The organism is Caulobacter sp. SL161 (genome assembly GCF_026672375.1).
Lineage (GTDB): Bacteria > Pseudomonadota > Alphaproteobacteria > Caulobacterales > Caulobacteraceae > Caulobacter.
Genome location: NZ_JAPPRA010000001.1, coordinates 3,640,782 through 3,651,741, shown reverse-complemented (window position 1 = coordinate 3,651,741; position 10,960 = coordinate 3,640,782). Strand labels below are relative to the sequence as shown.

The window sequence follows — 10,960 nt, the reverse complement described above, 5'->3', positions numbered from 1 at the left end:
CATCGTTTAAGAGGACCCATGGCCCGCCCGCTCCTGGATGACAGCATCGACCTGATCGCTTCGACCGGCCGCCAGGCGCGGCCGGCACGACTGGGCATGGCCGTGCTGGTGGCGGGGTTCCTCGGGTTCAACCTGGGAGTCACGATCGCGATCGCCTGGTTCGCCGCGGCGATGGTCGGCGAGGTCTATGGCCTCGGCGTCACCCGGCTGTCGCGACGCCTGAACCTGTCGCCCCTGCTGCGGCGCCTGGGCTATGTGACCGCCGTGATCGTCATGGTCGGCGTCTGGACGGCCCTGACCATCGTGCTGTGGACCTCGGGCAACCCGGCCCTGCAGTGGGGCGCCATCTGCCTGGCCGCCGGCCAGCTGATCCACGCCCAGTCGGTGACCTTCCGGGCCCCCGTGCTGTTCGCGATCGACGTCGGCATGCCCGCGACCTCGCTGATCGTCATGCCGATCCTCACCGGCGGCTTCGCCCCGGTCCAGATCGCCACCATGATGACCGCCGTGGCGCTGATGCTGCTCTACACGTTCACCAGCGCGACCGCGAACAACCGCCGCATCGTCGCGCTGGAGGCCGCCGAGGCCCAGGCCCTGAAGGCCAGCGAGGCCAAGTCCGCCTTCCTGGCCATGATCAGCCACGAGATCCGCACCCCGATGAACGGCGTGCTGGCCATGACCGACGCCCTGTCGCGCGCCGACCTCGGCCCCGACCAGGCCCGCCAGACCGCGCTGCTCAAGCGCTCGGGCGAGGACCTGATGACCCTGCTCAACGACGTGCTCGACATCTCCCGGATCGAGGCCGGCAAGCTGGAGATCGAGCGCCAGCCGTTCGATCTGCCCGAGCTCCTGAGCGACCTGCGCGCCCTGTGGGCCCCCGCCGCCGCCGACAAGGGCCTGGACCTGGTGCTGACCATCGCGCCGGCGCTGGACGCCCATCGCCTCGGCGATCCCACCCGTCTTCGCCAGATCCTCGGCAACCTGATCTCCAACGCGGTCAAGTTCACCAAGTCGGGCGGGGTGGCCCTCAGCGCCCGACCCGGCGAGGCCCCCTGCACGGTTGTCTTCGACGTCGCCGACACCGGTATCGGCATGACGCCCGAGCAGCAGGGGCGGCTCTTCCAGTCTTTCTCCCAGGCCGACGCCTCGATCGCGCGACGCTTCGGCGGCAGCGGCCTGGGCCTGTCGATCTGCAGCCAGCTGGCCGGACTGATGGACGGGGCGATCACGGTCGACAGCGACCTGGGCTCCGGCTCGGTCTTCCGCCTGACCCTGCCGCTGCCGGTCGTCGAGCGTCCCGCCGAGGCCGAACCGCTCCCCGCCGAGACCCCGGCGCCGGAAGCTCCCGCCAGCCTCGCCGGCCTGACGGTGCTGGTGGCCGACGACCATCCGGTCAACCAGGCCGTGGCCCGCGCCATCCTCGAGGCCGGCGGCGCCCGGGTCGTCATCGCCCACAACGGCGAGGCCGCCCTGGCCAGCCTGAACATCGCCCCGGCCGACCTCGTGCTGCTCGACCTGCACATGCCGGTGCTGGACGGCCGCGAGACCGCCCGCCGCATCCGCCGGGGCGAGGCCGGCGACCCGGCCGTGCCGATCATCGCCCTGACCGGCGAAGCCCTGGGCGACGACCCCGCCGCCTGGCGCGCCGACGGCTTCGACGCCGTCCAGCAAAAGCCCGTGGTCGCCGGCGCCCTCCTGGCCGCCGTTGCGGGCCTGACGCACCAGCGGGCTTGAGGGGGGAGCTCGATCCTTCCGCCCCCTGCCGGGGGCGGACGACCGCGTAGCGGTCAGGTGGGGGCCTGCGGTGTCGGCGGGCCCTTTCCCGGACTTGCCCCCTCCGCGCTGACGCGCTCCTCCCCCGGAGGGGGAAGAAGGGTTCGCATTGCCTTCCGCCCGCCTTTGGGGGCGGACGACCTGCGGAGCAGGTCAGGTGGGGGGAGGTGGCCCCCTACAGCCGCTTCTTGCGGAACGCCTCGGCCTGCTCGGCCCGCAGCTCGGCGCGGACGCGTTTGGGGGCGGCCTTGTCGACCGCTTCGCCCGGGGCGGTGAGGACCTCGTTGGCGAATTCCAGGTCCATCAGCTTCATGCGCTTGATCTCGTCGCGCAGGCGGGCGGCGGTCTCGAATTCGAGGTTGGCGGCGGCCTCGCGCATCTTGGCCTCCAGGTCCTTGAGCGCGGCCTTGAAGTTGTCGCCGCTGAACGGGCGGTCGTCGGTCTCGGACATGCCCATGGGGACGAGTACGCGGTCGCCGCGCTCGTAGGGGCTGTTGAGGATGTCCTTGATGTCGCGCTTGACGCTCTCGGGCGTGATGCCGTGTTCGAGGTTGTAGGCGTGCTGCTTCTCGCGGCGGCGGACGGTCTCGGCCATGGCCCGCTCCATCGAGCCGGTGACCCGGTCGGCGTAAAGGATGACCTTGCCGTCGACGTTGCGGGCGGCGCGGCCGATGGTCTGGATCAGGCTGGTCTCCGAGCGCAGGAAGCCTTCCTTGTCGGCGTCGAGAATGGCGACGAGACCGCACTCGGGGATGTCCAGGCCTTCGCGCAGCAGGTTGATGCCGACCAGCACGTCGAAGTGGCCCAGGCGCAGGTCGCGGATGATCTCGATGCGCTCGATGGTGTCGACGTCGCTGTGCATGTAGCGGACGCGGATGCCTTGTTCGTTCAGATATTCGGTCAGGTCCTCGGCCATCTTCTTGGTCAGCACGGTGACTAGGGTGCGGTAGCCCTTCGCGATGGTCTGACGGATCTCGTCGACCACGTCGTCGACCTGGGAGGCGCCGTCCTTGGAGACGGGGCGCACCTCGACCGGCGGGTCGATCAGGCCGGTGGGGCGGATGACCTGCTCGGCGAAGACGCCGCCGGCCCGCTCCAGCTCCCAGTCGGCCGGGGTGGCGCTGACGTGGACGGACTGGGGCCGCATGGCGTCCCACTCCTCGAACTTGAGGGGGCGGTTATCCAGGGCGGACGGCAGGCGGAAGCCGTACTCCGCCAGCGTCCATTTGCGGTTGCGGTCGCCCTTGTACATGGCGCCGATCTGCGGAACCGTCTGGTGGCTCTCGTCGGTGAAGAGCAGGGCGTTGTCGGGGATGTATTCGAAGAAGGTCGGCGGCGGCTCGCCGGTCTTGCGGCCCGACAGATAGCGGCTGTAGTTCTCGATGCCGGCGCACGAGCCGGTGGTCTCGATCATCTCAAGATCAAAGGTCGTGCGCTGCTCCAGGCGCTGGGCTTCCAAGAGCTTGCCGTTGGCGGTCAACCACTCCAGGCGCTCCTTCAGCTCGGCGCGGATGGCGATGATCGCCTGGCGCAGGGTGGGGCGCGGGGTGACGTGGTGGCTGTTGGCGTAGACCTTGATCATCTCCAGGTCGGCCGTCTTCTTGCCGGTCAGGGTGTCGAATTCCGACAGGGCCTCGACCTCGTCGCCGAACATCGTGACGCGCCAGGCGCGGTCCTCGTAGTGGGCGGGGAAGATCTCGATGGTGTCGCCCCGGCGGCGGAACGTGCCGCGCTCGAAGGCCTGGTCGTTGCGCTTGTACTGCTGGGCCACGAGGTCGGCGATCAGCTGCTTTTCGTCGACCCGCTGCCCGACCTCCAGCGTGAAGGTCATGGCGGTGTAGGTCTCGACCGAGCCGATGCCGTAGATGCACGACACCGAGGCCACGACGATGACGTCGTCGCGCTCCAGGATCGCCCGGGTGGCCGAGTGGCGCATCCGGTCGATCTGCTCGTTGATCGAGGAGTCCTTCTCGATATAGGTGTCGGTCCGGGGCACGTAGGCTTCCGGCTGATAGTAGTCGTAGTAGCTGACGAAGTACTCGACCGCGTTCTCCGGGAAGAACGACTTCATCTCGCTGTAGAGCTGGGCGGCCAGGGTCTTGTTGGGGGCCAGGATCAGGGCCGGACGCTGGGTGCGCGCGATCACCTGGGCCATGGTGAAGGTCTTGCCCGAGCCAGTGACGCCCAAGAGCACCTGGTCCTGGTCACCGTTCTCCAGGCCCTCGACCAGTTCGGCGATGGCGGTCGGCTGGTCGCCGGCGGGCTGGTAGTCGCTGACCAGCTTGAAGGTCTTCCCGCCCTCGGACTTGTCGGGGCGCGCCGGGCGGTGCGGGGTCCACAGCGCCGGGATCGCGCCGCCGGGAACCGTGTCCAGCACGAAGGGCGTCGAGACGTCGGAGACGCCGGAGGTGTCGCGAGAAGGCATGGGCCCAAGTTAGGAGCGCGCGGGGGCGAAGGCTAGAGGGCCTGCTGACGGGGAGTGGCAGCAGGCTGGCGGCAGGTCCCGCCCCCTACGCCGCCATGTTGGCGATGTGCTGGCGGTTGATGCGGATGACGCCCAACTGCTCCAGCGACAGGAGCAGGCGCCACAGCTGCGACAGCTCCAGACCCAGCGACCGGCGCATGGCCGGGTTCTCTAGCGCCTTCAGGTTGATAGCGAGGCCCGCGCTGAGGCCGCTGCGCTCGCCGTCGTCGTCCTCCAGCGGACCCATGCGCTCGACGAGGCCGCGGGCCACCAGGGCCTTGAGGCGGCGGCGGACGGTCTCGCTGGAGACGTTCAGCGCGGCGGCGACGCCTTCGATCGACACCGGGTGACGCTCGTCGCCGGCCTCGGGATCGTTCAGGTCGGCGCGGCGGCTGGCGGGCAGGTGCTGCAGATTGGCGGCGGCGATCGTGTGGACGATCAGGAACTCCAGGGGATCCAGATCCATCGCCCGCTGACGGGCGTCGATCCAGTTGAGGACGAAGGTCGTGGTCGTACGGCGGACGGCGCGGGCGACATCGCTGGGGATCAACATGCGGGGCGTCTCCGAGGGGGGAAGGGCGAGCGGCTCACCAGGGGATGGGCTGGCCGTCATGGGCGAAGAAGCCGCCGCTGTGGGCGGGCTCCAGCTGGGACAGCACCTTGAGCAGGCGCTGGGCGGCGTCGTCGGGGGTGAACAGGGTCTTGGGCGAGCGGGCGAAGGGCGCGCTGAGCTCGGTGGACACCGTGCCGGGATGCAGCGCCACGCAGACGGCGCGCGGGCGCTCGCGCTGCAGCTCCAGCGCCTGGCAGCGGATCATCATGTTCAGCGCCGCCTTGCTGGCGCGATAGGCGTGCCAGCCGCCCAGGCGGTTGTCGCCGATGCTGCCGACCCGCGCCGACAGGGCGGCGACGAGGCTCGGCTCGTCCTTGGGCAGCAGCGGGGTCAGGTGCTTGAGCGCCAGGCTGGGGATGATCGTGTTGACCTCGAACAGGCGCTGCATCGCCGATGCGCTGACCGCGCGCATGCTCTTTTCGGGCGTCAGGTCGGTGTCGTGCAGCAGGCCGGTGGTGATGAGCAGCAGGCCCAGGGACCCCTTCTCGCGCAGTTGGGCGGCGAGGGCGGCCAGCGCGGTCTCGTCCAGCAGGTCCAGGGTCAGAAAGGGCGTGCGGGGGGGCTCGGGCCAGTCGTCCGGACGGGCGCGGCCGACGCCGATGACGGCGCTCCAGCCGGGCTCGGCCGCCAGGCGGGTCACGAAGGCGCGGCCGAGGCCGCCGCCGGCGCCCACGACGACGGCGAGGCGTCCGCTCATGTCGGCGTGCTCGCCAGCAGGGCGCCGACCAGCAGAGACCCGCAGGCGACGATCGTCAGGGGAAGACGGAGCTTGCGATACCAGTCGGGCAAGGTCTGCGCCGTCATGTCCCACACGCCCTGAGCCGCGAGCGCCAGAGCTAGGCCCAGCAGGCCCGTAGAGACCATCGCCGCCGAGCCGGCCCCGGCCACCAGGGCCGCGACCGCGAAACCGACGATCGGCGGGGCCATGGCGATCACCAGGGTGGCGATGTCCGCCCGCGCCCCGAGCGCAGCTTGCGCCGCTCGAACGCCGCCGAGAAAGGCCAGAATCGCGCCGGCATAGGCGGCCTGGGCGATCCACGCCGTCCCGCCCGGCAGCACGCCGGCCAGAAACAGCAGCGGCGGCGCGACGAACGGGACCAGGCCCAGCGCGCCCAGCACGGCCATGGCCCGGGCGGCGCCGGCGCGCGGCGCGCTGTCGCTGCGAGGCTCAAGGATGTGGACCGCGCCGTCCATAGGGCGTCTCCCTCGATCAAATCCGATCGAGGATTATTTAGTGTATCGCTTGGTATAAAGAAAGGTCGCGGAAGCGCTTAAGGGTTCGCCGCGACGATTAGCGCGTTTTTCGAGCGAGGTGGTCCCGGTTCGCGTGAAGAAAAACGCGTTAAAATAAGAGGTTAGAGCGTCTCGTGGCCTGGCGCGGCCAGGTCGTGAAACGCTCTAGCGCCAGTCGGCCGCAGCCAAGACCGGCGCCGGGGGCTCGTCGGTCCCCCACACGGGCGGGGAAGTCGCGAAGGCGCGCAGGAACGCCCCGCAGGTGCTGGCGATCAGCTTTTCCAGGTTCATGGCGCGCAGGTGGGCGCCCTCCAGCTGGTCCTGGTGCAGACAGGCCAGCAGCAGCGGCGAGACCAGTTGCAGCGCGGCCATGCGCGGATCGACATCGGCCCGCATCTCGCCGCGCGCGATGTGGACCGCCAGCCGGGCCTCCAGCGCCTGCAGGGTCGGCTCAACGATGTGCTCCAGGGCCGGGCGGCCATAGGTCGGGTCCGTCAGGCCTTCGGCCAGGCTGAGCGCGAAGATGTCGCCCAGCCGCACCGTCTTCTCGGCCCGCAGCGCATTGACCAGGCTGCGCGCATAGGTGTGGATCGAGGCTTCGAAGGGCAGGTCGCTGAGGCGCTGGGCGTCGAGGCCGGGGCGGCCGCGTCGCAGGCACTCCTCAAGCACCGCGTCGATCACCGCGCGACGGTCGCCGAAATAGTGACGCAGGGTGGGCGGCGAGACCTCGGCGGCGGCCGCCAGGTCGCGAAAGCTCGCGCGTTCGCCCCCGCGCGCCATCAGGTGGAGCGTCATCTTCTCCAACAAGTCGCGGCGTTTGGTCTCGTGGTCGAGATCCCTGGCGCCCTTGGTCCTGGACAAGGTGGTCATCCCCTCTTCGCATGCAAGATACTGTCGCCGTTGAGGCCGCGCAAACCTTGGCCCCCTCGAAATCCAGGGGGATCGCGGACGCGGCGGTGTTTCGAGGCCGCGTCCGCGTCCGGCGTTTCAGGTCGCCGCCAGCCGTTTCCGGGCCCGGTAGGCCTCGACGGGCAAGCCGCCGACGCCCCAGTTTTCCAGCGACACCTCCTCAATGACGACGAAGGTGGTGTTGGGGTCTTTGCCCAGCACCGCGCTCAGGAGCGTCGTTACGCCCTCGATCAGGCGCGCCTTCTGCTCGGCGGTGACGCCTTCTCGGGTCACCTGGATGTTCACATAGGGCATGGGCTTATTCCTTCTCGATGATCTGGAAGACCTTGGCGATGATCCGCCAGCGGCCGTTCTCGCGGACCAGGGTCAGCAGATCGACGAAGTCGCGCGCGCCGAGCGTGCAGCGCACCCGCGCGGCGGCGGCGTTGTCGCCGGCGAAGGCGATCTCGTCGATGGTGTCCCGGCGCGGATCGGCCGAGGCGGCCGGCGGGGTGCGCCCGCGCACCACCTCGAAATAGGTGGGCATGTCGCGATAGAGCGGCGGAGTCTCGTCGGCGGTCGCGTAGATCGCGCGGGGGTGAAAGACCTCCGCCAGCAGACCCACGTCGCAGGTATAGAGCGCGTCGAAGTACTTTCGGAGGACGTCCTGGACGCCGGCGAAGTCGCTCATGCGGCGTCTCCGGCGGGCGACAGACCTTCCTCGATCAGCGCTTCGCGAACCGCCGATCGGGCCTGGGCCTGTTCGACGAAGCGGGCCGCATAGGGCCAGGCCTCCAGCGACACGCCGATGAACCGGGTCCAGTTGAGGACCGCGAACAGATAGGCGTCGGCGACGGTGAAGCCCTCGCCCAGCAGATAGGTCCGGCCATCGGCTAGCTGCCGTTCCACGTCATCGAGACGGCGCGCCAGATGGGCCTCGGCCCGGGCCTTGTCGTCCGCGCTCATCGGGCGGCCGGAGAACCAGGGCGCAAACGCCTTGTGCAGCTCGGACGAGATGAAGGCCAACCACTCCTGCAGGCGGACGCGCTCCAGTCCGCCGGCCGGCGGCGCCAGGCCCCGCTCGGGCGCGAGGTCGGCCAGATACTGCAGGATGGCCGGGTTCTCGGTGATCACCACGCCGGGGCTGATCGCCAGCGCCGGGACGTAGCCTTTCGGGTTGATGCGCTTGTAGTCGGCGCCGGTGGCGGTGGTTCCCTTGGCCGTGTCGACGGGGACCGCCGCGAACGGCAGACCCAGTTCGATCAAGGTGATGCGAGCGGCCAGCGAACAGGCGCCGGGCTTGAAGTAGAGGTGCATGGCGACGTCTCCAGTTTGAGTGCCGCCGGGCACCTATGGGCACAGGTCACCATTGCCAACCTGGTTTCTTCTGGTTAGCAACTTTTGGCGTTTCCTGACGGTAACCGAGCGTTGGCCATGGTGTTGAAAGTCCGAAAGAACCGCAGCGCGCCGCCGCCGGAGCCCTGTGCGCTGACCGAGTGCATGGCGGTGATCGCCGGGGCCTGGGCCCCGAACGTGATCTGGCACCTGCGCGCCGGTCCAAGGCGGTTCAGCGAGCTGCGGACCGATATCCCGCCGGTGTCGGCCAAGGTGCTGTCCCAGCGCCTGAAGGAACTGGAAGCCAAGGGCGTGCTCTCGCGAACGATCCAGCCCACCTCGCCGCCGTCTGTGGAGTACGCCCTTACGCCGCTGGGCGAGGGGCTTGTCCCGGCCCTGGAGGCGATCGTGACGGTGGGCCATCAGCTCAAGGCGGCGCGCACGGGCGAGGCGGCGCCTGCGTCAAAAAGCGACATCTCCGGCGGCCCACAGGCGGGGCGCGGATAACCCCAAATCAAGTACTAAGACTCTCGGCGCGGAGTTTGGGGTGCGGTCGGAGCGATGGACAAGTCTGTAACGGCCCGGGAGATCGCCCGCGTTCGGGCGCTCCTGGACCTTGGCATCCTGGATACGCCGCCCGAGCCGGAGTTCGACGATATCGTCCACGCCGCGCAGGACGCCTGCCAGACGCCGATCGCCGTGGTGTCGCTGATTGATGATCATCGTCAGTGGTTCAAGGCCCGGGTCGGCATCGATGTCTGCGAGACCGAGCGCGCCGCCTCGTTCTGCGCCCATGCGGTGGCGCAGGCCAGGACGCTCCTGGTGCCGGATGTGACGCTGGACGCGCGTTTCAAGGACAACCGGTTCGTGACCGGCCCCGAGCACGTCCGCAGCTATGCGGGCGCGCCGATCGTCACCGAGCAGGGCGTGGCCATCGGCGCGGTCGGTGTGATCGACCAACAAACGCGCGACTGGTCGGCGAAGGAGGTTCAGGCCCTCGAACGCCTGGCCAGGATCACCGCGCGCCTGATCGAGATGCGGGCCCGCTGCGAACTGGCCGACGCCCAGGGCCAGCAGTTGCTGAACCTGGCGGCTGAGGGCGTGCAGTTCCGGACGATCTTCGCCGCGATGCGTGAAGGCGTGGTGCTGCAGGACCGCAGCAGCATCATCCTGCGCCACAACCCCGCCGCCGCTGCACTGCTGGGCCTGACCCACGACCAGTTGCTGGGCAAGAGCTCGGTCGACGACGACTGGCGGCTCGTCGACGCCGCCGGAGCGCCGCTTCCGGTCGAGGCCCAGCCGTCGATGGTCTGTCTGGCCACGGGCGAGCCGGTCCTGAACTTTGTTCTGGGGGTGCATCTGCCGGATGGCGCGCTGCGCTGGCTCAGCGTCAATTCGCTGCCGATCTTCGACACGGTGGGTGAGCCGCCGAGCCTGACGGTGACCTCGTTCATCGACGTGACCGAGCTTCGCGAGCGCGAGACCGAGCTTCGCGACGCCCTGGAGCTGGCCGAGCGCGCCAGCCAGGTCAAATCCCAGTTCGTGGCCAATGTCAGCCACGAGATCCGCACGCCGCTGAACGGGGTGATCGCCCTGGCTTCGGCTCTGGGCCAGAGCGACTTGACCGATCGCCAGCGCGAGATGGTCGAGATTATCGTCGAGTCCGGGACGACCCTGGAGTCGATCCTCAGCGCCCTGCTGGACCTGGCCAAGATCGAGGCCGAGCGCATGGAGCTGGAGGTCGTGACCTTCGGGCTTGAGGATCTGGTGCGGTCCTCGACCGACCTCTTCAAGATCAAGGCCGACAACAAGGGGCTGGGGTTCGACGTCTCGGTGATCGCCCCGCCCGGCGGGCGGTATCGCGGCGACGCCCAGAAGATCCGCCAGATCCTGTGGAACCTGCTGGCCAACGCCATCAAGTTCACCGACGCGGGCGAGATCGCCGTCAGTGTCACGGTCGAGGGGGCGGACCCGGCGGCGCAGACCCTGTTGATCGAGGTGCGCGACACGGGCGTGGGTCTGTCGCCCGAGATGGAACACGTGCTGTTCGAGCCTTTCATCCAGGGCGACGCCTCGGTGACGCGCCGGTTCGGCGGAACGGGGCTTGGCCTGACCATCTGCCGCGCCCTGGCGCGCATGATGGGTGGCGATATCGAAGCGCTGGCCGGGGCGGAGCGCGGCAGCGTGTTCCGCGTGCACGTGCCGGTCTCGACCGCCGAGCCCGAGGCCTCGGTGGCGGTCGAGAGCGAGGCGGATCTGGCCACGGCCATGACGATCCTGCTGGTCGAGGACAATCCCAACAACCGCCGGGTCGTCGAACTGCTGCTGGAGCCGACGGGCGCGGAGCTGGTGATGGCCGAGAACGGCGCCGAGGCGCTGACCCTTCTGGCCACACAGCGCTTCGACCTGATCCTGATGGACATGCAGATGCCGGTGATGGACGGCTTGACCGCGACCCGGGAGGTCCGCTGTCTGGAAGCCCGCGAAGGGGAGGGGCGTACCCCCACGCCGATCGTGATGATGACCGCCAACGCCTCGCGCGAGCATCGCGACGCCGCGCTCGCCGCCGGGGCGGATGGGTTCATCACCAAGCCGGTGACGCCGGCGACCCTCTATGTGGGCATCAACACCGCGCTGACGGCGGCGGCCTGAGC

Annotated in this window: 11 protein-coding genes; 3 read left to right on the top strand and 8 right to left on the bottom strand. The window is 69.4% G+C overall.

All coding sequences use genetic code 11. The features are described from left to right. The first annotated feature begins 18 nt into the window (after positions 1-18). A complete protein-coding gene (locus tag OVA11_RS18055; RefSeq protein WP_268068628.1) occupies positions 19-1,734 on the top strand; it encodes an ATP-binding protein in 1,716 nt (571 codons plus the stop codon). 214 nt (positions 1,735-1,948) lie between these two features. On the opposite strand, the gene uvrB is transcribed toward OVA11_RS18055, so the two are convergent. The 8 genes from uvrB to OVA11_RS18015 all read right to left on the bottom strand — a co-directional run bounded on the left by uvrB (position 1,949) and on the right by OVA11_RS18015 (position 8,288). Then, positions 1,949-4,198, bottom strand: a complete 2,250-nt coding sequence (gene uvrB, locus OVA11_RS18050; protein WP_268068627.1) for an excinuclease ABC subunit UvrB — start codon at positions 4,196-4,198, stop codon at positions 1,949-1,951. An 85-nt stretch (positions 4,199-4,283) separates the two neighbouring features. Beyond that, on the bottom strand, positions 4,284-4,850 hold the full coding sequence (locus OVA11_RS18045; RefSeq protein WP_268068626.1) for a DeoR family transcriptional regulator: 567 nt from the start codon (positions 4,848-4,850) through the stop codon (positions 4,284-4,286). Continuing rightward, positions 4,825-5,547 (bottom strand): SDR family NAD(P)-dependent oxidoreductase, encoded by a 723-nt coding sequence (locus tag OVA11_RS18040; protein WP_268068625.1) that lies wholly within the window; start codon positions 5,545-5,547, stop codon positions 4,825-4,827. Before OVA11_RS18040 ends, OVA11_RS18045 begins: the two co-directional genes overlap by 26 nt. Continuing rightward, positions 5,544-6,044: a DUF3429 domain-containing protein gene (locus OVA11_RS18035; RefSeq protein ID WP_268068624.1), complete on the bottom strand. Its 501-nt coding sequence runs from the start codon at positions 6,042-6,044 to the stop codon at positions 5,544-5,546. Before OVA11_RS18035 ends, OVA11_RS18040 begins: the two co-directional genes overlap by 4 nt. A 204-nt stretch (positions 6,045-6,248) precedes the next feature. Beyond that, entirely contained in the window at positions 6,249-6,953 is a 705-nt protein-coding gene (locus OVA11_RS18030) for a TetR/AcrR family transcriptional regulator (RefSeq protein ID WP_268068623.1), read from the bottom strand. Positions 6,954-7,070: 117 nt separating this feature from the next. Beyond that, positions 7,071-7,286 (bottom strand): tautomerase family protein, encoded by a 216-nt coding sequence (locus OVA11_RS18025; RefSeq protein ID WP_268068622.1) that lies wholly within the window; start codon positions 7,284-7,286, stop codon positions 7,071-7,073. A gap of 4 nt (positions 7,287-7,290) precedes the next feature. After that, on the bottom strand, positions 7,291-7,662 hold the full coding sequence (locus tag OVA11_RS18020; protein WP_268068621.1) for a nuclear transport factor 2 family protein: 372 nt from the start codon (positions 7,660-7,662) through the stop codon (positions 7,291-7,293). Then, positions 7,659-8,288, bottom strand: coding sequence for a glutathione S-transferase C-terminal domain-containing protein (locus OVA11_RS18015; RefSeq protein ID WP_268068620.1), 630 nt, complete (start codon positions 8,286-8,288; stop codon positions 7,659-7,661). The genes OVA11_RS18020 and OVA11_RS18015 overlap by 4 nt, the downstream gene beginning before the upstream one ends. A 111-nt stretch (positions 8,289-8,399) precedes the next feature. Here OVA11_RS18015 and OVA11_RS18010 point away from each other — a divergent pair, with 111 nt between their 5' ends. Beyond that, the gene (locus OVA11_RS18010; RefSeq protein WP_268068619.1) at positions 8,400-8,813 is read left to right on the top strand and encodes a winged helix-turn-helix transcriptional regulator; all 414 of its coding nucleotides are present in this window, start codon (positions 8,400-8,402) and stop codon (positions 8,811-8,813) included. Between the two features lie 54 nt (positions 8,814-8,867). Next, positions 8,868-10,958 carry a hybrid sensor histidine kinase/response regulator gene (locus tag OVA11_RS18005; RefSeq protein ID WP_268068618.1) on the top strand — a complete coding sequence of 697 codons (2,091 nt, stop codon included), beginning with the start codon at positions 8,868-8,870 and terminating at the stop codon, positions 10,956-10,958. The last annotated feature ends 2 nt before the right edge of the window (positions 10,959-10,960 follow it).

Bases quoted from the DNA above. Each gene is read 5' to 3' on its own strand.
- OVA11_RS18055 (WP_268068628.1), top strand. From the start codon at position 19: ATGGCCCGCCCGCTCCTGGATGACAGCATCGACCTGATCGCTTCGACC.
- uvrB (WP_268068627.1), bottom strand. From the start codon at position 4,198: ATGCCTTCTCGCGACACCTCCGGCGTCTCCGACGTCTCGACGCCCTTC.
- OVA11_RS18045 (WP_268068626.1), bottom strand. From the start codon at position 4,850: ATGACGGCCAGCCCATCCCCTGGTGAGCCGCTCGCCCTTCCCCCCTCG.
- OVA11_RS18040 (WP_268068625.1), bottom strand. From the start codon at position 5,547: ATGAGCGGACGCCTCGCCGTCGTCGTGGGCGCCGGCGGCGGCCTCGGC.
- OVA11_RS18035 (WP_268068624.1), bottom strand. From the start codon at position 6,044: ATGGACGGCGCGGTCCACATCCTTGAGCCTCGCAGCGACAGCGCGCCG.
- OVA11_RS18030 (WP_268068623.1), bottom strand. From the start codon at position 6,953: ATGACCACCTTGTCCAGGACCAAGGGCGCCAGGGATCTCGACCACGAG.
- OVA11_RS18025 (WP_268068622.1), bottom strand. From the start codon at position 7,286: ATGCCCTATGTGAACATCCAGGTGACCCGAGAAGGCGTCACCGCCGAG.
- OVA11_RS18020 (WP_268068621.1), bottom strand. From the start codon at position 7,662: ATGAGCGACTTCGCCGGCGTCCAGGACGTCCTCCGAAAGTACTTCGAC.
- OVA11_RS18015 (WP_268068620.1), bottom strand. From the start codon at position 8,288: ATGCACCTCTACTTCAAGCCCGGCGCCTGTTCGCTGGCCGCTCGCATC.
- OVA11_RS18005 (WP_268068618.1), top strand. From the start codon at position 8,868: ATGGACAAGTCTGTAACGGCCCGGGAGATCGCCCGCGTTCGGGCGCTC.